The organism is Tamilnaduibacter salinus (genome assembly GCF_003096655.1).
In the GTDB taxonomy this organism is placed as follows: Bacteria; Pseudomonadota; Gammaproteobacteria; order Pseudomonadales; family Oleiphilaceae; genus Tamilnaduibacter; species Tamilnaduibacter salinus.
The window spans coordinates 13,508-34,680 of record NZ_QEKQ01000005.1; the positions used below are offsets into that span (position 1 = coordinate 13,508).

At 62.0% G+C, this 21,173-nt stretch carries 20 protein-coding genes; 17 read left to right on the forward strand and 3 right to left on the reverse strand.

The window, feature by feature from the left end; all coding sequences use genetic code 11:
• The first annotated feature begins 62 nt into the window (after window positions 1-62).
• The 7 genes from C8D92_RS08355 (at window position 63) to C8D92_RS08390 (ending at window position 8,350) form a co-directional block, all read left to right on the forward strand.
• Window positions 63-968: an alpha/beta fold hydrolase gene (locus C8D92_RS08355; RefSeq protein ID WP_095610969.1), complete on the forward strand. Its 906-nt coding sequence runs from the start codon at window positions 63-65 to the stop codon at window positions 966-968.
• Window positions 969-1,217: 249 nt separating this feature from the next.
• A complete protein-coding gene (locus tag C8D92_RS15860; protein ID WP_228151160.1) occupies window positions 1,218-2,078 on the forward strand; it encodes a choice-of-anchor L family PEP-CTERM protein in 861 nt (286 codons plus the stop codon).
• Between the two features lie 276 nt (window positions 2,079-2,354).
• Window positions 2,355-2,945 (forward strand): choline-binding transcriptional repressor BetI, encoded by a 591-nt coding sequence (gene betI / locus C8D92_RS08370; protein WP_095610972.1) that lies wholly within the window; start codon window positions 2,355-2,357, stop codon window positions 2,943-2,945.
• Between the two features lie 28 nt (window positions 2,946-2,973).
• Window positions 2,974-3,900, forward strand: coding sequence for a choline ABC transporter substrate-binding protein (locus C8D92_RS08375; protein ID WP_095610973.1), 927 nt, complete (start codon window positions 2,974-2,976; stop codon window positions 3,898-3,900).
• A 70-nt stretch (window positions 3,901-3,970) separates the two neighbouring features.
• A complete protein-coding gene (gene choW / locus C8D92_RS08380; protein ID WP_095610974.1) occupies window positions 3,971-4,813 on the forward strand; it encodes a choline ABC transporter permease subunit in 843 nt (280 codons plus the stop codon).
• Between the two features lies 1 nt (window position 4,814).
• The gene (gene choV / locus C8D92_RS08385; protein ID WP_116919073.1) at window positions 4,815-6,005 is read left to right on the forward strand and encodes a choline ABC transporter ATP-binding protein; all 1,191 of its coding nucleotides are present in this window, start codon (window positions 4,815-4,817) and stop codon (window positions 6,003-6,005) included.
• A gap of 47 nt (window positions 6,006-6,052) precedes the next feature.
• Window positions 6,053-8,350 carry a CehA/McbA family metallohydrolase gene (locus C8D92_RS08390; RefSeq protein ID WP_116919074.1) on the forward strand — a complete coding sequence of 766 codons (2,298 nt, stop codon included), beginning with the start codon at window positions 6,053-6,055 and terminating at the stop codon, window positions 8,348-8,350.
• A gap of 90 nt (window positions 8,351-8,440) precedes the next feature.
• Here the strand turns inward: C8D92_RS08390 and C8D92_RS08395 are convergent, their stop codons facing one another.
• Entirely contained in the window at window positions 8,441-9,040 is a 600-nt protein-coding gene (locus tag C8D92_RS08395) for an NADPH-dependent FMN reductase (protein WP_095610978.1), read from the reverse strand.
• Between the two features lie 87 nt (window positions 9,041-9,127).
• Window positions 9,128-9,568 carry a DUF4124 domain-containing protein gene (locus C8D92_RS08400; RefSeq protein WP_116919075.1) on the reverse strand — a complete coding sequence of 147 codons (441 nt, stop codon included), beginning with the start codon at window positions 9,566-9,568 and terminating at the stop codon, window positions 9,128-9,130.
• Window positions 9,569-9,705: 137 nt separating this feature from the next.
• Here C8D92_RS08400 and C8D92_RS08405 point away from each other — a divergent pair, with 137 nt between their 5' ends.
• The 5 genes from C8D92_RS08405 to C8D92_RS08425 all read left to right on the forward strand — a co-directional run bounded on the left by C8D92_RS08405 (window position 9,706) and on the right by C8D92_RS08425 (window position 13,107).
• The gene (locus C8D92_RS08405) at window positions 9,706-10,146 is read left to right on the forward strand and encodes a VOC family protein (protein WP_116919076.1); all 441 of its coding nucleotides are present in this window, start codon (window positions 9,706-9,708) and stop codon (window positions 10,144-10,146) included.
• A 35-nt stretch (window positions 10,147-10,181) separates the two neighbouring features.
• On the forward strand, window positions 10,182-10,907 hold the full coding sequence (locus C8D92_RS08410; protein WP_116919077.1) for a spermidine synthase family protein: 726 nt from the start codon (window positions 10,182-10,184) through the stop codon (window positions 10,905-10,907).
• 61 nt (window positions 10,908-10,968) lie between these two features.
• Window positions 10,969-11,214: a GlsB/YeaQ/YmgE family stress response membrane protein gene (locus tag C8D92_RS08415; protein WP_228151161.1), complete on the forward strand. Its 246-nt coding sequence runs from the start codon at window positions 10,969-10,971 to the stop codon at window positions 11,212-11,214.
• Window positions 11,215-11,616 (forward strand): MAPEG family protein, encoded by a 402-nt coding sequence (locus tag C8D92_RS08420; protein ID WP_095610982.1) that lies wholly within the window; start codon window positions 11,215-11,217, stop codon window positions 11,614-11,616. It abuts the gene before it with no gap.
• A 39-nt stretch (window positions 11,617-11,655) separates the two neighbouring features.
• Window positions 11,656-13,107 carry a rhomboid family intramembrane serine protease gene (locus C8D92_RS08425; protein WP_116919078.1) on the forward strand — a complete coding sequence of 484 codons (1,452 nt, stop codon included), beginning with the start codon at window positions 11,656-11,658 and terminating at the stop codon, window positions 13,105-13,107.
• 6 nt (window positions 13,108-13,113) lie between these two features.
• Here C8D92_RS08425 and C8D92_RS08430 read toward each other — a convergent pair whose 3' ends face one another.
• Complete coding sequence (locus tag C8D92_RS08430) at window positions 13,114-14,568, reverse strand: hypothetical protein (protein ID WP_165819258.1); 1,455 nt, start codon at window positions 14,566-14,568, stop codon at window positions 13,114-13,116.
• A 163-nt stretch (window positions 14,569-14,731) separates the two neighbouring features.
• Between C8D92_RS08430 and C8D92_RS08435 the strand changes: the two genes are divergently transcribed.
• From C8D92_RS08435 to C8D92_RS08455, 5 genes are all read left to right on the forward strand, one after another.
• On the forward strand, window positions 14,732-16,555 hold the full coding sequence (locus C8D92_RS08435; RefSeq protein WP_409456171.1) for an ABC transporter ATP-binding protein: 1,824 nt from the start codon (window positions 14,732-14,734) through the stop codon (window positions 16,553-16,555).
• A gap of 291 nt (window positions 16,556-16,846) precedes the next feature.
• Window positions 16,847-19,594, forward strand: a complete 2,748-nt coding sequence (acnA, locus tag C8D92_RS08440) for an aconitate hydratase AcnA (protein WP_116919079.1) — start codon at window positions 16,847-16,849, stop codon at window positions 19,592-19,594.
• A gap of 109 nt (window positions 19,595-19,703) precedes the next feature.
• On the forward strand, window positions 19,704-20,273 hold the full coding sequence (locus C8D92_RS08445; RefSeq protein ID WP_095610985.1) for a hypothetical protein: 570 nt from the start codon (window positions 19,704-19,706) through the stop codon (window positions 20,271-20,273).
• 17 nt (window positions 20,274-20,290) lie between these two features.
• Window positions 20,291-20,602, forward strand: a complete 312-nt coding sequence (locus C8D92_RS08450; RefSeq protein ID WP_116919233.1) for a DUF2288 family protein — start codon at window positions 20,291-20,293, stop codon at window positions 20,600-20,602.
• Window positions 20,603-20,608: 6 nt separating this feature from the next.
• Entirely contained in the window at window positions 20,609-20,980 is a 372-nt protein-coding gene (locus C8D92_RS08455; RefSeq protein ID WP_095610986.1) for a PA4575 family protein, read from the forward strand.
• Window positions 20,981-21,173: the final 193 nt, after the last annotated feature.

Here is a 21,173-nt window from a genome sequence, read left to right on the forward strand (position 1 = left end):
TGGTGATGCCTGACCGCCTGTGGATAATGGGGCGCTTTTGAGAGAGTGTACGGGAGACTGGCATGGCAGGCGTGATCGCCCACGACGGTGCGAGACTGAGAGTGCGGGAAGTGGGTCGCGGCCCGGTGGTCATCCTGCTTCACGGGTTTGGGATGGAAAGCCGCCATTGGTTGCCCATCATCCTGCCACTGGCCCACCGGTTTCGCTTTGTCCTGCCGGATCTGCGCGGGTTTGGTGGCTCGTCCCACCTGAGCTGCAGTGAAGACTGCGTCCTGACCAGCCACGCCCGGGATCTTGATGCCGTGATCCGTCATTACAGCAACGGGGATCCCGTGGGGCTGGGCGGCATCTCCCTGGGCGCCAGCACGTCACTGCGCTACATGCAGCTGTTTGGTCTGCATGCCGTTCGTCACTATGTCCACATCGATCAGGCGCCTCGCATTGCCCAGGGCCCGGACTGGCCCTGGGGAATCTTCGGTAAGCAGGGCGCCCAGCGGTTGCAGTCCTGGTGGCCGATGCTTGAAAGGCTGGAGCGGACCGACCCGGAAACGCCGTTTGCGTCGCTTCCCATGGACCTGCGTCGCCAGTTCTACGACGATCTCGCCGGATTCATGCAAACCGCCCTGAGCAAGCGCTGGATGAAGTGGATGGCCGGGCGCCTCACCCGGGTTCCGGCACTGGCCCATCAGCTGGTGCCGGTTGATAACTGGTTCACGGTCTACCAGCACATGCGGGCCTATGCGGAGCGGGATTACGATTTCCGACCCTTTCTGTCGCTGGTGACCGTCCCCACCACGGTCGTGGCTGGTCGACACTCGGAAATGTACCCCTGGGAGGGGCAGGCCCGGATGACTGATCTGATGCCCCGCGCCCGGCTGGTCACGCTTGAGAAGAGTGGGCATGTGCCGCTGATCGACCAGCCACTGGCCTGCATGCGGACCCTCGCGAGGGCCTTTGCTCACGACTGACAGAGTGTCCATTGATCTTACACCGATGCCCCCTGACGCCGCCTGAATGGGGTTGCCAGAGTCAAAAAATTTTACAGGTAGTACATCTGTCCAATTTGTCGCACTTCTAACTTCTTGTTTTTCTGGACGGCCTTCAGTTGGCGCGTTGTTTGCGTTTCCAAGTGATGCCGAGCCCGGTGATGTCTGTCGTATCGGGCAAAGCTGACGGATTGAACACCAACCTGAACGAACAAACAAAAGGATGTGACGATGAAACGCATGAAACAGACACTGCTCCTGACGGGGCTCGTGTTCGCCAGCAGTCAGGCGGCCGCCCTGTCGATTACACCGACCAGCAGCGGATCCGATCTGGTCAACGAAATTCTTGGCTCCGGTGTCAGCGTTGATGGCGGCTCCATCAACTACATCGGTGCGGAAGGCCAGGCGGGTATCTTCACGGATGGCGTGTCGGCGGACATCGGCATCGACAGTGGCATCGTGATGACCAGTGGCCAGGCAGCGAACGCCATTGGGCCGAATGACAGTGATGGCGCAGGCTCCAACGTGGGTGGCGCCGGCGATGCCGATCTGGATGGCCTGGTCGGTGGTGGCACTCAGGATGCCAACGTGCTGGAGTTCGAGTTCGAGAGTACCGGTGGTGACCTCTTCTTCAACTATGCCTTCGGTTCGGAAGAGTACAACGAGTACATCGACTCGGCGTTTAATGATGTCTTTGCGTTCCTGGTTGACGGCGTCAATATCGCCACCGTCGGTCCCGATGACGACCCCGTATCCATCGATACGGTCAATTGCGGCGACCCCGTTGGCAGTGACGACGACAACTGCTCCAGCTTCAACAACAACGATCTGACCGATGGTCCTCCGTCGCTGAATATCCAGTATGACGGCATGACCGATGTCTTCACTGCGTCCATCCTGGGTTTGACTCCAGGGACCCACACCATGAAGCTGGCGATTGCGGACCGGGGTGATGGCATTCTGGACTCTGGTGTGTTCATCCAGGGCGGCACCTTCTCGGACGAGCCGACGCCGGTGCCGGAGCCGGGGACTCTGGCCCTGCTGGGTCTGGGGCTGGCCGGTCTGGGCGCTGCCCGTCGCCGCCGCGCCTGAATCCACCACAGACGCCTCTGGAAGCGCCCTTGCGGGGGCGCTTTTTTTATGTTGGTTGCTCAGACCGACCTGGCGGGTTCCCGCCATCCCCTCCGGATCTCTTTTGGATCTCTAAAGATTGTTTTAAAACGCTGGAAGCGCTCTCCCCCAATGCTCGCGCCAAATCCGAGGTGTGACCTGTCCGGGTCGCCATTTGATCTTTAGAGCTCGAATGATTAGGCTGTATTGAATACGTATTCAGGGAAATGAACATTTATTCAATACGGCGATTCACTCATGGCTAGAACCTCCATCGAAAGCATCCGGCGCCAGGAACTGATCGATGCCACGCTCCAGGTGATCGAAGAGCACGGTTTCCAGGCGACCACGATCGGCAAGATCAGTCAGGCGTCCGGTTTTTCGGTGGGGATAGTGAGTCACTATTTCGGGGGCAAACAGGGCCTGCTTGAGGCCGCCATGCGTCACCTGCTGTCGCTGTTGCAGCGTGACCTGTTGCGGTCGCTGGAGTTGCGGCCGAATGACCCCCGATCACGCCTGATGGCGATCGTGGATGCCAACTTCGCCGGCGCCCAGACGGAGATGCAGTCGGCCAAGACCTGGCTGGCGTTCTGGGCTCAGGCCATCCACCAGCCGGAACTCGCCCGGCTGCAACGGGTGAACGAACGCCGGTTGACCGCCAACCTTCGGTTTTACCTGCGCCAGCTCATTCCCGCAGACGAAGTGCGGGATACGGCGCAGACCATCGCCGCCCTGATTGATGGGTTCTGGCTCCGTGCCGCGCTGAGTGAGGGGCGACTGCGCTCCTCCGATGCTGAGCGGCTGTGCCGGAACTACATCGATCAGGCGCTGATTCGCTCAACGACATAACGACAGTGCGCAAATAAAGGAGACACCTATGAAACGCGTCACGACTGCCCTGGCCGGGCTGGTGCTGAGCACCTCGGCCGTCGCGGCCAATCAGGAATGTCAGACGGTTCGCTTTTCCGATGTCGGCTGGACGGACATCACGTCCACGACGGCACTGACCTCGGAAGTGCTGGAAGGCATGGGGTATGAGCCGGAAACCAAGGTGCTTTCAGTACCGGTAACCCTTCGTTCGATGAGCAATAATGACATCGACGTGTTCCTGGGGAACTGGATGCCGACAATGAAGGGCGACATTGAGCCCTATCTGGAGGATGGTTCAGTGGAGTCGGTCCGGACCAATCTGACCGGTGCCAAGTACACGCTGGCAGTGCCTGAGTATGTGCAGGAAGCGGGCGTCACCAACTTTGCTGACATCGCCGAGAATGCGGACAAGTTCAACGGTCGGATTTACGGCATTGAGCCGGGTAACGACGGTAACCGGCTGATCCAGGACATGATCGACCAGAACGCATTCGGGCTGGAGGACTTCCGTCTGGTGGAATCCAGCGAGGCCGGCATGCTGTCCCAGGTTAAGCGGGCAATCAAACGCGATGAGTGGATCGTCTTCCTCGCCTGGGAGCCGCATCCGATGAACGCCAACTTCGACATCGACTATCTTGCCGGTGGTGATGACTTCTTTGGCCCGAACTACGGTGGTGCGACCGTTCACACCAACGTCCGCGCGGGCTACCTCAATGAATGCCCCAATGTTGGCAAGCTGCTGAAGAACCTCGAGTTCTCCCTGCGCATGGAGAACGAAGTCATGGGCGCCATCCTGAACGATGGTAAAGACGCACGGGTCGCTGCCGAGCAATGGCTGAGCAACAATCCCGGTGTCCTCGACAAGTGGCTGGAGGGTGTGACCACGCTCAGTGGTGAGGCGGCGCTGCCCGCCGTCAAGAAGAGCCTGCAGTAATACGCCGCTGGCCGGCCGGTGCCTCCCACCGGCCGGCTGTTAACGGTGCTTTCCGACCGAGACTGTTTCAATGAGCTGGATTACCGAACACAAGCTTCCCTTCGGGGACGCCATGGAGGCGTTCGTCGATTTTCTCGTGGACCACGGTGGCGTTGTCTTTGACGCGATCTCCGAGAACCTGGGCGCGTTGATCCATGGCCTCACCGAAGGGCTCCTCTGGATTCACCCGGCGGTCCTGATCGCTGTGCTGACCGTGGCCGCCTTCCTAAGGCACCGTCGCTGGGGTATGCCCGTCTTTACCCTGCTGGCGTTTGGGCTGATCTGGAACCTGGGGTATTGGGAAACCACCATGGCGACGTTGTCGCTGGTGCTTTATGCGACCGTCATCTGCATCGCCATTGGCGTGCCGTTGGGCATCTTCGCGGCTCATCGCCCCTGGATCTACCGGCTGATGCAGCCGGTTCTGGATCTGATGCAGACCATTCCACCGTTCGTGTACCTGATCCCGACGCTGACGCTTTTCGGTCTGGGTGTGGTGCCCGGCGTCATCTCGACGGTGATCTTTGCCATCGCGGCGCCGATCCGGCTGACGTACCTCGGCATCTCCGAGGTGCCGAAAGAACTGCTGGAAGCGGGTAGGGCCTTTGGCTGCAAGCCGCGGCAACTGCTGTTCCGTGTGGAGCTGCCGGCGGCCATGGCCTCCATCGGGGCGGGTGTGACCCAATGCATCATGCTCTCCCTGTCCATGGTGGTCATCGCGGCCCTGGTGGGCGCGGAAGGGCTGGGCGTGCCCGTCGTCCGTGCGCTGAACACCGTGGATATCGCCAAAGGGTTCGAAGCCGGGCTGGCCATCGTGCTGGTCGCCATCTGGCTCGACCGTTTCTTCAAACAACGGCAGAGAACGGCAGGTTGAGATGATTGAGATTGAGAACGTCAACGTCGTGTTCGGCAAGCAGCCGGACCGGGCCCTGCCGCTCATCCGCAGCGGCGAAGGCCGTGATTCGATTCAGCGGGAGACGGGCCTGGTGGTCGGCGTTCAGGAGGCCAACCTGAAGGTCGAGAAGGGCGAAATCTGCGTCCTGATGGGGCTGTCCGGTTCGGGGAAATCCAGTCTGCTGCGCTGCCTGAACGGCCTCAACTCCGTGACCAGCGGTGCCATCCGAATCGATGACGATGGCGAGTCCATTGACTTCACCCGGGCCTCCGAGGCGGTGCAGCGCGATCTGCGCACGCGGCGGATCTCAATGGTGTTCCAGGGGTTTGCGCTGATGCCCTGGCTGACCGTTGAAGAGAACGTCGGCTTCGGTCTGGAGCTTCAGGGGCTGCCGAAAGCCGAGCGGCGCGAGAAGGTGCAAAAGCAGCTCGACCTGGTCGGTCTTACTGGCTGGGAAAAGCGCCGCCCGGATGAGCTGTCCGGCGGGATGCGTCAGCGGGTCGGCCTGGCCCGTGCGCTGGCCACCGAGTCGGACATCCTGTTGATGGATGAGCCTTTCTCCGCACTGGACCCCCTGATTCGTCAGCAGCTTCAGGACGAACTGCTGGCCCTGCAGGCCGAGCTGAACAAGACCATCGTGTTCGTCAGTCACGATCTGGACGAAGCGCTCAAGATCGGCTCGCGCATTGCCATCATGAAGGATGGCGAGATCGTCCAGCAGGGCCGCCCCCAGGACATCGTGCTGAATCCGGCCAACGAGTACGTGCGCAATTTCGTGGCCTCCACCAATCCGCTGAGTGTGCTCACAGTGGACGCGATCATGACTCCGGTCTCGGATCTGGCCCCGGACGATGACGGGCTGCTGCCCGTGAATGGCCCGTCGGGTGACCGGCTGGCCGTGACCGATCCGGTGGCACACAGCACCGTCCGTGTCCGGGGAGAGACGTGCGAGAGTCAGGCATGGCGGCCCGGGGACGCCATCAGCAAGCTGGCTTCGCGACCGACCCGGGTACCGGCACACACCCCCATGCGGGATGCGGTGGAAATCCGGTATCACACCGGCCATGGGCTGCTGATCGGGGACGATAGCGAGCTGAACGGGGTCGTCTTCGATCAGGAGCTGTACCACGCCCTGCTGAGCAAGCATCTGGATGATGGGTCGGCCGCCTGAGTGCGGGCGGGCCCATCCTGTCGATCACCAGAAGAAGGAACCGCAAGATGAGCTGGTTCAGGACACTTCGGACAACCGGCGGGATTGCCGTACTGGCAACCGCTATTGGAACAACGACCGCTTCGGCGGCCGTTGAGGTGACGCGTGGCGCCACCGCGCTGGAAAACGGCGATGCCACGGCCGCCGAGGACATCCAGCTGCGCAATGACGAGCTGGTGGCCTCCATCGCCGTGGACTCGGCGCCCCCCTGGGGTGTGGCCCCTGGTGGCATCATTGACGCGGCGCCGATCGTCGATGGCGAACCCCTGCGCGACAAGGTTTCGCTGATCGATTTCATCCCCAATAACTGGTCCAGCTGGCCGACCAGCTACCAGCGTTTTGAGGTGCTCGAAGACGGGCCGGACGAAGCGGCCATCCGCGTGACCCGGGACTGGGAAGAGGTCACCCTGACCACGACCTACCGCCTGGAGAGTGGGTCTGACCGGATTCACGTCGTGACGACAATGGACAACACCGGTGACAAGGCCTACGAGAGCATCCTCTCGGGCTACGTCATGTGGCCTGACGGCGGTAACCTCTTTGGCCCGGCGGGGATGCACGGCACGGAAGAAGGCGAGACGACCGATGCCTTCGCCGATTGGTCCGCCGCGTATGACGAGAACTGGGGGTTTGTCCTGCACGCCCCGTACATGGACCGGATCGACTACAGCGCCCGGGACCTGTACCTCAAGCACGATCTGGCACCGGGCGAGAGCCGCTCGTTTGAGGGCTGGGTTCAGGTGCTGGATGACGGCAGCCTGGCGCCGGCTGTTGAAGCCGAAGTGGCACGTAAAGGCCTGAAGGCTGGGGCTGTTTCCGGCGACGTGGCGACCGAATCCGGTGCCACAGTGGATCGGCCCGTGATTGTGGTCGAAAAGGACGGCGAGCCCTACACCTGGTCATTGGGCCGCAATGGCGCCTATCAACTTGATCTGCCGGAAGGCGACTACGAGCTTTATGCGACCGCCCGCGGGTTTGCCGATAGCGCACGCCAGTCCGTGTCGATTGGCAGTGAGCCGCTTGCCGTGGATTTTGACGATCTGAAAGCGCCGGGGCAGGTGGCGTTCGAGGTCACGGACAAGGCGACCGGTGAGCCGCTGGATGCCAAGATTCAGATTGCCGAGGGACAGACGCCGCTGGTCGGTTTCCTGGGGCGCAAGACCTTCTTCAGCGAGCTGGACGCGCCGGGCAAGCGCACGGTGTCCATCGCGCCGGGCGAGTATGTCTTTGAGGTGGCCCATGGCACACCGTTCCTCGCGACCAGCGAGAAAGTGTCCGTGACGGTTCCCAGCGGGGAAACGGTCACCGAGTCTGTCTCGGTCACGCGGACAACCACGCCGAATCACCGGGACTGGTTCGCCGCTGACATGCACCACCATTCCGACGTCCTGGACGGTTTCACCGGGCCGGAATACGTCGTGCGCTCCCAGTTGGCGGCGGGGCTGGACCTGACGCTGCTGTCCGATCACGACACCATGGCGAATCTCGACGAGATGGCGGCCCTGTCCGAACAGCGGAATGTTCCGTTCATCCCGTCCATCGAGATTTCCCCGTCCTGGGGCCACTTCAATGCCTATCCGGTTGAGATTGGTGCGGACTACGCGATCGATTCCGGCAAGGCACCGGTCCAGTCCATCATCGAGCAGCGTGACGCCCTGGGGGCCGAGGCGGTTCAGGTGAACCACCCCTACATCAAGTATGGGTACTACACCAACATCGAGAACGAGACGGCGACCGGTGGCTACTATCCGCGCCATGACCTGATGGAGGTCAATGCCGATGGTGAGTATGAGAAGACCCTGCGCAAGGCCTGGAACCACTGGAGCCGGGGTGAGCGGATCTATCTCAGTGCCGGCTCCGACGTGCATGACGTCTGGCAGTATGCCTCCGGCGAAGTGCGGGCCTATGCCCATGTGCCGGGGACGCTGGATGCCGATACGTTCGTCACCGCATTGAAGGGTGGCCACGCGTTCGTCACCTTTGGACCAATGGTGTATCCGGATCACACATTCGGGGATGACCTGAAGGTCGCGAAGGGCGAGACCGCCACGCTTGGTTTCGATCTGGAAGCGGCCAACGGCCTCAAGGCGATCCGGCTCGTCAGTGATGGCGGGAAGGTCGTTGAGAAGAGGGCGTTCGACGGTGCCGTCGAAGGGCGCGCCGAGTTCGAGGTCACGGCAACGAAGGATACATTCTATGCGGTGATCGTCGAGGATCAGGAGGGCAAAAAGGCCTATTCCAACCCCATCTGGCTGGATGCCATGAGCCATGTCCCGGCACCGGAAGCGGCTGACGCTGACGGCTGACCGGGCTGCCTGCCCCGTCCGGCCGGCGAACGAGCCGGATGGGGCGCGACTGTACCCGGGGCCGGTCTTTGCGACCCCGGAGCCTGCCTCTTACGACGGCTGATCCGTCTTGCCAATCTGCTCCGCTACCCGGATCAGTTCCCGGACGATGGTGGCCAGTGCCTGTTGCTGGTTGTCGTCCACCAGTTGTCCACTGTCACCGAATGCCTTCATCGCGCCCGGCACCGCCAGCTGGTTAGGTAGCACCTGCACGCCAATGTTGCTGAGCATCATCCGCAGCGGGACAAGACCGCGCAGTCCACCCAGCCCGCCCGGGGAAGTGGCTGTCAGTGCCGCGACCTTGCCCTGGAACGCCGATAGTGGCGGCTCGTCGGACGATGCCGGACGTGAGATCCAGTGCAGTGCGTTAACCAGAACCGGCGCGAGCGTGCTGTTGTACTCTGGCGAGGCAATCAGAAATCCGTGGTGGTCGCGGAAACGCTGTTTGAGTTGCCGGGCGGCCTCGGGCAGCCCCTCGCTGGACTCGAGATCGCCGTTGTAGATGGGCAGCTCATAGTCCGCCAGATCGATCCGGGTGACTTCGGCGGTCCCTTCTGACTCGGCGATGCGGGCAGCGGCCTCCGCCAGCTGTGCGTTGAATGAGCCGGTGCGCGTGCTACCGGCCAGGAAGAGCAGTTTCGGCGTCGTCATAGGTCGTCCTGTTGTTGATTGAGTCGGCTGTATCCTACGTTTTGCCGTGGGGTGGGTTCATCTCACGGGGACATCGTGTCCATGAATTCATCCAATGCGCTCAAGGCACCCGTTCTGTATTTTGTACCGCCCGGTTTCCCGGCCGCGGTCCTCATACACCCACCACTGACCGTCCCGGTGGTGGGGCGCTCCCAGAATATAGCGCACCTGCCCGGCACTCATGCCGGTTTGAACCCGTTCTTTCACGCGCAGGTGCCGCAGGCGCGTGGACTGGATATAGCCGGCAGGGCATCCGGTCTGGCCGGTTTCCGGGTCGGAGACGGTCTCGGGTTGGAAGGTGTCGATGTCCGTGCCCGTGTCGAGACGGCCGCCCACACGGGTCGTGGTGATGTCCACCGGTTCGCTGACACCGCCACAGGGCTGGTCGGAAAAGGTCGCCACACCGTCCCGGGTACACTGGTAAACATCGGCGACGAGTGGCATTGGGGAAGCCGCCAGCGTGACGGCCAGCATGATCGTTCGGTGCATCCTGCACTCCTTTTTGGTTCGTCCTTGAGAACAACGCTACTGTACGGATCCAGTGCGTCAATAGCGATGGACCCCATCTCGTTTCGATGGCGTCCCGGCGTTAGGATGTCGCAAAGCCGACGATGGAGATGTTAACAATGCGGTATCTGCACACCATGATCCGGGTCAGCGACCTGGACGAAACCCTCCACTTCTTCTGCGACCTGCTGGGGATGGTCGAAATCAGCCGTAAGGACAGCGAGCGGGGCCGTTTCACACTGGTCTTTCTGGCGGCCCCCGAAGATGAACAGCGGGCGCGCGACGACCGGGCGCCGATGATTGAGCTGACCTGGAACTGGGACCCCGAGGAATACACCGGCGGTCGCAACTTTGGGCATCTCGCTTACCGTGTAGACGATATCTACGCCCTGTGCGAGCACCTGCAGGCCAATGGCGTCACCATCAACCGGCCACCGCGGGATGGTCGCATGGCGTTCGTCCGCACGCCGGACCAGATTTCGATCGAGCTGCTCCAGAAAGGCGACGCGCTGCCGCCCAAAGAGCCCTGGGTCAGCATGGAAAACACCGGCACGTGGTAGGATAGGGCGCTTAGTGACCGTTCCGGAGCGCCACTATGGGCCTGCTTTTTGAGGAAATCGACACCCAGCCGTCGCCAATCGGCACGATTTCGCTGCGTCGGCGCCGCATCCCCGCCCTCGGTGATGACGACATCTACGAGGTGAAGCTCGGTGACGAGTTTCTCATGTCGAGTCTTTTCGTCGCGGCGGAAGAAGCACTGGCGGATCTGGGCCTGGCGGCGCTGGATCGCGACCATCTGTCGGTGGTTGTCGGGGGGGTGGGTCTGGGCTATACGGCCGCTCGCGCGCTGCGGGATTCACGGGTGACGAGACTGACGGTCGTGGAACTGCTGGGGCCGGTCATTCACTGGCATCAGTCCGGGCAGGTGCCTCTCGGCCCGGTCTTGAGCAACGATGAACGCTGCCGGCTCGTGGAGGGCGACTTCTTTGCCCGGGCCCGTGGTGAGCATGGCGGTCTGGACCCGGAATCGTCCGGGGTGGGTGTGGATGCCATCCTGCTGGACATTGATCATTCCCCCTCCGACTGGCTGGCGGATGGCAACGCCGCGTTCTACACCGAGGCCAGCCTGTCGCGACTGGCCGCACAGCTTCGCCCCGGTGGTGTGTTTGCACTCTGGTCCAACGAACCGCCTGAAACCGGCGTGCAGAAGCGGCTGTCGGAGGCGATTGGTCCGACACGGGCCGAGGTGGTGACCTTCTATAACCCCTTCCAGAACCGGGAGGCCACCAACACGGTGTACGTCAGCGCCCGAGAGGAGTGACATCCGCTAACCCAACCGCTACTGTCCGGACTGGACATGTGATGGCGAACAAGGAGTCCTGATGATGAGCGTGATACTGTTCCTGATCATTGGCGGCGTAGCGGGATGGCTCGCCGGACTGATCATGAAAGGGCGTGGCTTTGGCGTCCTGCCCAACATGGGCATCGGCATTGCCGGTTCACTGATTGGCGGGTTTCTGTTCAGCCTGTTGGGCCTGTCGTCCCACGGCCTGATTGGCTCGCTGGTGACCGCGACCGTCGGGGCCCTGGTGTTGTTGTGGGTCGTACAGAAAATCCGGAGTGGTTAGATGATCATCCCAGTAACCGCGGTATTCGCCGCCCTGACCGCCCTGCTGATGCTGTTTCTGGCCGCCCGGGTGGTGGCCTTCCGGCGTCGTCTCAAACTTGGCATGGGTGACGGCGGCGACCGTGACTGCCAGGTGGCTATCCGGGCCCACGCCAATCTGGTGGAATACGCCCCCATCATGCTGATTATGCTGGCGATCGGGGAACTCAACGGTGTCTCGGCGACCCTGATCTACATGGTCGGCATGATGTTCATTCTCGGCCGCTTTCTGCATGCCTGGGGCTTCATCCGCAGTCGGGGCGGCGCCCACATGGGGCGGATGGTGGGCGTGGCCCTGAACTGGCTTGCCATGCTGGCCATGGCAGCGCTGCTACTGATTAACGTGGGGCGCGTTGCTGCCTGACAGCGCGCGCCGGTACCCTGCGACGTTCAAGGATGACCGATGCTGATCCTGCCTGTTGAACGACGAATCGACTGGAAGCGCCCGCCCTGGGTGACTCTGGGCCTGATGCTGGCCTGCCTGTTTGTCTTTTTCTTCTGGCAATCGAACGATCCCCGCCTGATACACACCGCTATGGAAGAGTATCTGGAGGCGGACCTGGTCGAGGTGGAAGCCCCTGTCTATGAAACCTACCTGCAACGCCAGATCAATCTCGAAGGCGAAACGGACCGTGTTCACGAGCTGAAGGCGGTTCGCGATGCCATGGCATCGGACAATGCCCACTGGCTGGCCTCCCGGATGCTGGGGGATCAGGCGTTCTATCAGTACATGCTGGCGAATCAGGAGGTGATCTGGTCGCAGCAGCAGCGGGAAGCCTGGCGTTCGGTGCGTCAGCCGATTCAGCAGGACTACATCAGCCAGCTCAGCTCAAGCCGCCTCGGCCTGGTCCCGGCGGAACTGTCACTGGTGGACCTGATTGCTTACCAGTTCCTCCACGGTGGTATGGGGCACATCATCGGGAATCTGGTATTCCTTTTCATTCTGGGGTTCACGGTTGAGCGGGCATTGGGCCCCGGCCGGTACCTGGTGGCGTACCTGCTCTGCGGTGTGATCTCGGGGCTGGTATGGTCCGGGTTCCAGTGGGGGGCGCACACCCCGCTGGTTGGGGCGTCCGGTTCGATCTCCGGCCTGATGGGGATGTACGTGGCCATCTTTGGCCTCCAGCGAATCCGCTTCTTCTATTTTGTCGGGGTTTACTTCGATTACTTCCGGGCACCGGCGCTGGCCATGCTGCCGGTCTGGATTGGCAAAGAGGTCTATGACTACTGGTTTGCCGGCGCCACCGGCATTGCCTACCTCGCGCACGCCGGCGGTCTTGCCGGTGGTGCGGGGCTGGTGTGGTTGTTCGGCCGTAGTGTCCTGCAGGTCCGGGAGAGTTTCTTTGAGCCCGAAGAGGACGAGGAAGATCAGCGCTTCCGCCGGGCCTACGCCCGGGCGATGGAGAGCATCGGTCGACTGGACTTTGATCGCGCGTGGCAGCAGTTTGAGACCCTCCGCGAGCATTACCCGAAGCGTCCTGTGGTTCTGGAGCATCTCTATCAACTGGCCAAGCTTCGACCGCACGAGGTGCGTTATCGGGAGCTGGCCTGCGACATGATGGCGACCTATCTCGGCCAGCACCAACCCGAACGCATGATTGCGATCTGGGATGAGTATCAGAAAAAAGGGCAGTCTCACCATCCGCTTTCCGCCGAGGACCACAACCGGGTGTTTTTCGCCGCGTTGCGGTCTGGCGACCTGTCACGGGCGGAAAAGGTCTTCGAAAAGCTGCGTCACGCTGGCGATGAACTGCTGGCCTCGGAAGCCTGCCGCCTGCTGGCGGAGGAGTTCAGCAAGCGTGAGATGACGCCCAAAGCCAACCATTATCGTGGGCTCATGGATGCTCTGGGCTGATGCCTGTCAGCCCGGAGATGCGGTGTTCTGAAAGGGTTGCGGCGGCGTTCCCTGCAAGGGCTCGTGACGTTTGGCCTGGGCCAGGTAGGTATCGATGTCCGCCTGCAGGGGGTGCTCTTTGCAGCGCTTCTTGATGTAGTTCAGGAAGGCGGTGGCCTTCTCCCACCGATCAAACCCGTGAGCCAGCGACTGGGCGAGCAGCAGGCAGGCCGGTGCCAGCTGGTCACTGTCTGGATAGCGCTTGTGGCAGTCCTGTAACAGCCGGATGACGGCGGCGAACTCATCCCCGTGATACAGCGCGCGGGCGCAATCGACCTCAAGCGACGGGTCGTCGGGCCGGAAGCCCGGTTCGGCGGCAGACAGGCGTTCCAGCATGGCCTTGACGCCCGCCGCATCCCGCCGGTCCGCCAGCCATTGCAGGATGCGCGGATGATTGCGGTAGAGTTCACCCTCGTTGTCCATCGCGGTCAACAACCGGTAGAGCTGTTCCACCCGTTGCGGGTTCTGAGGCGCCTGTTTCAGGGCGCTTTGGATCAGGGACAGGGCCCGGTCGTACTCGCCGTCCTTGAGGTGCATGTCGAGGTCGGCATCGAAGCGCAGCCGGCGGTCCGGTTCCGGCAGGTCGATTTCGTCGCCTTCCGCGCTGTAACCCAGGGCATCCTGATACTGGTAGAGCAGGTAGCCCATCATGTGGAAGAAAATCAGCAGAAAGGTACTGCTGATGAAGCCGGCCGTCAGAGCCGCTACAGCCATTCCCATATGCTGGAACGCGAACTGCTGTGCCGCACCGCTGGCCATCGACAGCAGGATCAGGTGGGCATAGAGCACGAAATAGGGCCAGCCGATCCGGGCCATCAGTGAGCCCAGATTGATCGGGTTGACTGCCGGTAGGACGGACTGCTCCATTGCAAGAATCATGACGCTGGCTGGCAGTGCCAGCACCAGGAAGGCGATCATGACGATCGACAGAAATGCGCCGCCCACGAAGCCAGCCGCCCACACCAGGCCGCCCATCAGGAAAAAGACGGCGAGCTGCTGAAACGCCAGCGCAAACCCCTCGCCGGTAAAGGCCGTTGCCAGCGGTGGTGGTTCGAGGCGACCCTCGGCAGTCTCGCTGAGCGCCGTGTAGGCGTATTTGAACAGCGCCAGAAAAAGAAACAGCGAGACGATCAATGCCACCAGCGGCGTGGTGAGAATGGCCGGCACGAAGGTGCAGATGGCAATCACCAGCAGCGGGGCGGCGTGGAACGGGTAGCGGAAGAACTGCGGGATACGGTTCCAGAACGGCACGATCTGCTCGGATGCCCCCAGATACTGCAGGCGTTCCCCGCAGTGCGGGCAGAGCCCCTGACGCTGGCGAGGCCGGGCATCGGGCATGCAGCTGGAGCAATAACTGAGCTGGCAGTTGAGACATTGCCAGCGAGCCGTCGTATCCGGGTGGTAATGACAGTCCTGCTTCACGATGAGGTTTCCTTACCGCTGAGGAGAATCCGCATGATGCCAGATTCACCTGCGGGTCGTCCCGGGGGCGCGTCACGAATTGGGGTGGAGGCAGTCATGAACATGCGGGCTGCGGTATCATGGAAGCCGAGCCATTTCTCCCGAGTACCAACCTGAGGTCATGGTGAACGATCAACCCGAACTGACAAGCGTGCCCGAGGCGGGTCAGCCGCTGAGAGGGTACGACTGGCGCCGCATTGCCCGATTCGCGCTGGAGCACCGGCCCCGGCTGGTCCGGGCAAACCTCATTGCGATCCTGGCCACGGTGGTCAGTGTGCCGGTGCCACTGCTGCTGCCGGTGCTGGTCGACGAGGTGTTGCTCGAAAAAGACGGCCCGGTACTGCCGGTCATGAATGCCGTTCTCCCACAGGCCTGGCAGCTTCCGGTGATCTATATCGCGCTGATGGTACTGACCGCGCTGGCGATGCGGGTCATGGCACTGGCGTTCAATGTCCTGCAGTCCCGTGAATTCTCGGTTATCTCGAAGGACGTGGTGTACCGCATCCGTCAGCAGCTGCTGGACCGCTTGGGCCGGATTGCCATGTCCGAGTACGAAACCATGGGCTCGGGCGCGGTGACCAGCCACTTCATCACCGATCTGGACACCATTGACAAGTTTCTGAGCACGACCATTTCCCGGTGTCTGGTGGCGAGCCTGACCGTGATCGGGACGGCCGCCGTACTGCTGTGGGTGCACTGGCAGCTGGGGCTGATCATCATCCTGTTCAACCCGGTGGTGATCTTCTGCACCATGCTGATCGGGCGCCGGGTCAAGGAACTCAAGCGCCGCGAAAACCGGGCCTACGAGGTGTTCCAGGGGGCACTTACCGAAACGCTGGACGCCATCCACCAGCTCCGTGCCGCCAACCGGGAACGGCATTATCTCGATCACCTGACCGATCGGGCGCGCCATGTCCGGGATCATGCCGTCCAGTTTGAGTGGCGCAGCGATGCGGCCTCGCGAGCCAGTTTCACGCTCTTCCAGTTCGGGGTGGACACGTTCCGGGCCGGTGCCATGGTGGCCGTGCTGCTCTCCGACCTGAGCATCGGTATGATGTTCGCGTTCTTTGGCTATCTATGGTTCATGCTGACGCCGGTGCAGGAAATGCTGAACATGCAGTACGCGTTCTACGCCGCCAATGCGGCCCTGACCCGCATCAACCGGTTGCTGGACCTGAAGGAAGAGCCCCGGTACCCGGCCCTTGAAAATCCGTTTCATGACCGTCACACCGTCAGCCTGACACTCAAGGACGTGCGCTTTCGCTACGATGAGGAGCACGTACTGAACGGCGTGAATCTGCATGTGGCGCCGGGTGAGCGTGTTGCCGTCGTCGGCGCCAGCGGCGGGGGAAAATCCACGCTGGTGCAGGTCATCCTGGGGCTGTACACGCCCCAGTCCGGCGAGGTGCTGATCGATGATGTGCCGGTCCAGCGCATCGGTTTGCCCTGCCTGCGCGAACATGTGGCAACGGTGCTGCAACACCCGGCATTGTTCAATGACACCCTGCGCCAGAACCTGACACTGGGCCGCTCGTTCACGGACGACCAGTTGTGGGAAGCGCTGGCGGTGGCCCGTCTTGATGACACGGTCGCCGACATGGAGAACGGGCTGGATACGCTGGTTGGCCGTCAGGGGGTGCGCCTGTCGGGTGGTCAGCGTCAGCGTCTGGCGATCGCCCGTATGGTGCTCACCGATCCGTCGGTGGTTATCCTTGATGAGGCGACCTCGGCCCTGGACGCGGAAACCGAGTTCCAGGTTCATCAGGCGCTGGGGGCGTTTCTGGCCGGTCGGACGACGCTGATCATCGCGCACCGGCTGAGTGCCGTAAAACAGGCGGATCGGGCCTACGTCTTTGAAGACGGCCAGGTGATCGAAGAAGGCCATCACGATGAGTTGCTGGCCCGGGACGGACTGTATGCCCGGCTTTACGGCGATCACCAACACTGAGAGGGTGTCGTTCGCCGACCATGGTCGAATAAGTCGGTGTGCAGCGGGGCGTGCTAAGCTGATAAAGCCCCATGATGAGAAGAGACCCGCATGGCGCGCGGCCCGGCAGTCACCGGGTGGACCGTCACAATTGCGGCAATGAAGAATTCGGGTTTCACGCGGAGACGGGGGTGTGTTTCTATCGGGCATCCGTTTCCAACCGGATCATTCACGATACAGCGTTGACATGCTGTCGCTCCGGGCACGGCTTTCTCCGGGCGCGCCCGGGAGCGGAATGGAAGGAGGCTGAACATGTCGAATAAAGACAGTTTTCATTCCCTGAAGACGCTTGATGTCCAGGGCAAGACCTACCACTACTACAGCCTGCCCGAAGCGGGCCAGACGCTGGGCGATCTCTCTCGCCTGCCGTTCTCGCTCAAGGTGCTGACCGAAAACCTGCTCCGTCATGAGGATGGGGACACCGTTGATGAAACCCAGATCCGTGCCATGCACGACTGGATGAAGGAGCAGAAATCTTCCGCGGAAATCCAGTACCGCCCGGCGCGGGTGCTGATGCAGGATTTCACCGGGGTTCCCGGGGTTGTGGACCTCGCCGCGATGCGGAATGCGATGAGTGCGGCCGGGAAGGATCCGGCGCGGATCAATCCGTTGTCCGCCGTGGACCTGGTCATCGACCATTCCGTCATGGTCGACCATTTTGGCGATCCCTCTGCATTCAAGGACAACGTCGCCATCGAGATGGAGCGCAACCGCGAACGTTACGAGTTCCTGCGCTGGGGCCAGAATGCCTTCAATAATTTCCGCGTGGTCCCGCCGGGCACGGGCATCTGCCACCAGGTCAACCTGGAGTACCTGGGCAAGACCGTCTGGACGAAGGAGGAAGAGGGCAAGACCTTCGCCTTCCCGGATACGCTTGTGGGCACCGACTCGCACACGACCATGATCAATGGCCTGGGCATTCTCGGCTGGGGCGTCGGCGGCATCGAAGCCGAGGCCGCCATGCTGGGTCAGCCGGTGTCCATGCTCATCCCCGAGGTGGTTGGCTTCAAGATCACCGGCAAGCTGCGTGAAGGCATCACAGCGACCGATCTGGTGCTGACCGTGACCCAGATGCTTCGCGAAAAAGGCGTGGTTGGCAAGTTCGTCGAGTTCTATGGGGACGGCCTCAAGGACATGCCGGTGGCTGATCGGGCGACCATTGCGAATATGGCGCCTGAGTACGGTGCCACCAGCGGGTTCTTCCCGGTTGACGAGCAGACCATCGACTATATGCGTCTGACGGGTCGTGATGAAGAGCAGCTCGCACTGGTGGAAGCCTATGCGAAAGCGCAGGGTTTGTGGCGTGAGCCCGGGCATGAGCCGATCTACAGCGATACGCTGGAACTGGACATGGGCGATGTGGAAGCCAGCCTTGCCGGCCCGAAACGGCCTCAGGACCGGGTGGCGCTCAGCAACATGAAAGCCTCCTTCGAGTTGCTGATGCAGACCTCCGACAACTCGTCCGCCGGTGACGACGAGCGACTTCAGTCCGAGGGCGGCCAGACCGCTGTTGAGGTGGAGCAGAGCTACGAGCACGCCGACAGCCAGGAAGTCCATCTCAACGGTGAGACGATGCGGCTGGATCCCGGCGCGGTGGTGATCGCGGCGATCACCTCCTGCACCAACACCTCCAACCCGAGCGTGATGATGGCCGCTGGTCTGGTGGCCCGCAAGGCGCTGGAAAAAGGGCTGGTCACCAAGCCCTGGGTGAAAACGTCGCTGGCGCCGGGCTCCAAGGTGGTCACGGACTACCTGAAAGCCGGCGGCTTCCAGGACGATCTGGACAAACTGGGCTTCAATCTCGTGGGCTATGGCTGCACCACCTGCATCGGTAACTCCGGTCCGCTGCCGGAGCCCATCGAGCAGGGTATCCAGGATGGCGATCTGACCGTGGCCTCGGTACTGTCCGGCAACCGGAACTTCGAGGGCCGGGTGCATCCGCTGGTAAAAACCAACTGGCTGGCCTCGCCGCCGCTGGTGGTGGCCTACGCGCTGGCGGGTAACGTCCGGGTCGACCTGACGCGCGAGCCCATTGGCCAGGACCCGCAGGGCAACCCGGTCTACATGTCCGACATCTGGCCGTCGCAACAGGAAATCGCCGATGCGGTCGAGAAGGTGAAAACCGACATGTTCCGCAAGGAATACTCGGCCGTCTTTGATGGTGATGAGACCTGGCAGTCCATCGCGGTCCCGCAGAGCAAGGTGTATGAGTGGAACGATCAGTCCACCTATATCCAGCATCCGCCATTCTTCGAAGGGATGGGCGTGGAACCCGAACCCATGCAGGATGTGAAGGGCGCGCGCATCCTGGCGCTGCTGGGGGACTCGGTCACCACCGACCACATCTCACCGGCTGGTGCGATCAAGGCCGACAGCCCGGCGGGTCGCTACCTGCAGGGTCATGGCGTCGAGCCCAAGCACTTCAACTCGTACGGCTCCCGGCGTGGTAACCATGAGGTGATGATGCGTGGCACCTTCGCCAACGTCCGTATCCGGAACGAGATGCTGGACGGCGTCGAAGGGGGCTACACACGCCACGTCCCGAGTGGTGAGCAGATGGCCATCTATGATGCGGCCATGGCCTACCGCAACGAGGACACGCCGTTGGTGGTGATTGCCGGCAAGGAATACGGCACCGGCTCCAGTCGTGACTGGGCTGCCAAGGGTACGCGCCTGCTGGGTGTGAAAGCCGTCGTGGCTGAGTCCTACGAGCGAATTCACCGCTCCAACCTGATCGGCATGGGGGTTATGCCCCTGCAGTTCCCGGAGGGAGTGGATCGCAAGACGCTGGGTCTGACCGGCGAGGAGACCATCAGTCTGACCGGCATGGATGGCGACATCACGCCGGGGCAGGCGGTGACCATGGTCGTGGATTACCCCGACGGCAAGCAGGAAACCGTGACGCTGAAATCGCGGATCGATACACCTAACGAGGCGAAGTACTACGCCAATGGTGGCATCCTGCACTATGTGCTGCGGGAGATGATCAAAGAAGCGTAAGGGCGTCACCCAGGGGAGCCGGATCCTGCTTGTCCGGCTCCTGCATTCGTGCGACGCTGGGCCTTCACGAGGCTCAGCGTTTTTTTTAGGAACTGCCAGGAGAACGAACATGATCAAACAGACGGCTATGTGGGTAACGGGGCTGATGATGCTGGCCCTCGCAACGGTGGCCCACGCCGAAGCGCCGCTCACGGACCAGCGGGTCGAGAACCTGATCAATGCCATGGACAAGCTCCAGCCGATGATGCAGCAGGTGGGTCAGCGTCTGTCGTCACTGCCCAAGGAAGATCGCCCGCCGAAGCTGGACCCGCGTGCGGCTGAGTTCGATCCGCAGACCATGTCCAGTGGCATGGCGGATGCCCTGAAGAAAGTGGATGCCTATTCGGATGTGCAGCGGATTGCCAGTGAGAACGGGTTCGAGTCCGCAGACGAACTGCTGGAGGTTCAGGCCCGCGTCATGATGGGCTTCATGGCGATGACCCAACAGGCCATGATGAACAACCCGAACGTGCCGGAAAAAGCGCGCAAGCGCATGCAGCAGAAGTTCGGCAACATCGCTGACAAAGTGTCCGAGAAGGATCAGGACGTGCTGCGGCGCAACCAGCAGAAACTGATGCAGATGATGCGTGAGCGTCAGCAGCAGCGCCAGCAACCCTCGGGCGGCTCACAGAGCCAGTGATGGAACGGACAACGCCCATGGCAGACGGAAACGCCGACGACGTTCGGTCCAAACTGAATCTGGAGACGGCCCGGATACCGTGGAAAGAGCTTCAGACCTACTTCGCCAGGGGGCATGTGGTCTACGTGGCGCGCTCTCTGGATCTTCTGGCGGTGGCCGAAACGCTGACGGCTGACGACCGCTCCCAACTGGAGACTTGGATGAAGAACAGGGAGGTGGGCGACGTACCCGCCGATCTGGCGCATGGCTGGTATGAAGCGGACGCGTCCGTCTGGGCCGTCGTGGTCGCTCCCTGGGTTCTGGTTCAGGACAGCGAGACACGGAACTGACGGGTCATGAAACTCCACTACTTCCATGGCCGCTCACCGCTCCGTCATCTGGTGCTGAGCCGGGAAGACTGGCGGATTGAGCTGCACGTCAAACCCGTGGGAGACAATATCTGGGCGCTGGTCGCATTGAGTGGCGCCCGGGACAGCCAGCCTCAACGTCGCAAATGCCAGGGCCCCTACCACAGCGCCGGCCAGGCGGAAGCCGCTTTGAGGGGCGTGGCCGGCTCGCTGGTCGGCGATGCCTTTGAGCCCCGCCCGGGAGCCCATGCGGTCTGGAGCGTCCAGGCCCAGCGCGAGGCCCGCACCATCCGCCAGGAGCGTGCGGAAAGCGCCGGCGACTATGCCTTCGACCCCGATCAGCACGAGCCGCTGTTTTGAACCGTATCGGTCGAGGCGTGGTCACCCCTGCAGTGACTCGGTGTTGCCTGCCGCCCGATGTAACCGGCAGTCTCCAGAGTTCAGGTTTGTCAGCGCAGCTGGATGATCTGGCGACCCATCTGAACTATCATCAGGTCATGCGAAGCATCAGTGAGGTCCCACCCTGACAAATGGAACCGCAGAGACGTCATCA

Excerpts from the sequence above, each read along its gene's own strand:
- C8D92_RS08355 (WP_095610969.1), top strand. The coding sequence starts at position 63 with ATGGCAGGCGTGATCGCCCACGACGGTGCGAGACTGAGAGTGCGGGAA.
- C8D92_RS15860 (WP_228151160.1), top strand. The coding sequence starts at position 1,218 with ATGAAACGCATGAAACAGACACTGCTCCTGACGGGGCTCGTGTTCGCC.
- betI (WP_095610972.1), top strand. The coding sequence starts at position 2,355 with ATGGCTAGAACCTCCATCGAAAGCATCCGGCGCCAGGAACTGATCGAT.
- C8D92_RS08375 (WP_095610973.1), top strand. The coding sequence starts at position 2,974 with ATGAAACGCGTCACGACTGCCCTGGCCGGGCTGGTGCTGAGCACCTCG.
- choW (WP_095610974.1), top strand. The coding sequence starts at position 3,971 with ATGAGCTGGATTACCGAACACAAGCTTCCCTTCGGGGACGCCATGGAG.
- choV (WP_116919073.1), top strand. The coding sequence starts at position 4,815 with ATGATTGAGATTGAGAACGTCAACGTCGTGTTCGGCAAGCAGCCGGAC.
- C8D92_RS08390 (WP_116919074.1), top strand. The coding sequence starts at position 6,053 with ATGAGCTGGTTCAGGACACTTCGGACAACCGGCGGGATTGCCGTACTG.
- C8D92_RS08395 (WP_095610978.1), bottom strand. The coding sequence starts at position 9,040 with ATGACGACGCCGAAACTGCTCTTCCTGGCCGGTAGCACGCGCACCGGC.
- C8D92_RS08400 (WP_116919075.1), bottom strand. The coding sequence starts at position 9,568 with ATGCACCGAACGATCATGCTGGCCGTCACGCTGGCGGCTTCCCCAATG.
- C8D92_RS08405 (WP_116919076.1), top strand. The coding sequence starts at position 9,706 with ATGCGGTATCTGCACACCATGATCCGGGTCAGCGACCTGGACGAAACC.
- C8D92_RS08410 (WP_116919077.1), top strand. The coding sequence starts at position 10,182 with ATGGGCCTGCTTTTTGAGGAAATCGACACCCAGCCGTCGCCAATCGGC.
- C8D92_RS08415 (WP_228151161.1), top strand. The coding sequence starts at position 10,969 with ATGATGAGCGTGATACTGTTCCTGATCATTGGCGGCGTAGCGGGATGG.
- C8D92_RS08420 (WP_095610982.1), top strand. The coding sequence starts at position 11,215 with ATGATCATCCCAGTAACCGCGGTATTCGCCGCCCTGACCGCCCTGCTG.
- C8D92_RS08425 (WP_116919078.1), top strand. The coding sequence starts at position 11,656 with ATGCTGATCCTGCCTGTTGAACGACGAATCGACTGGAAGCGCCCGCCC.
- acnA (WP_116919079.1), top strand. The coding sequence starts at position 16,847 with ATGTCGAATAAAGACAGTTTTCATTCCCTGAAGACGCTTGATGTCCAG.
- C8D92_RS08445 (WP_095610985.1), top strand. The coding sequence starts at position 19,704 with ATGATCAAACAGACGGCTATGTGGGTAACGGGGCTGATGATGCTGGCC.
- C8D92_RS08450 (WP_116919233.1), top strand. The coding sequence starts at position 20,291 with ATGGCAGACGGAAACGCCGACGACGTTCGGTCCAAACTGAATCTGGAG.
- C8D92_RS08455 (WP_095610986.1), top strand. The coding sequence starts at position 20,609 with ATGAAACTCCACTACTTCCATGGCCGCTCACCGCTCCGTCATCTGGTG.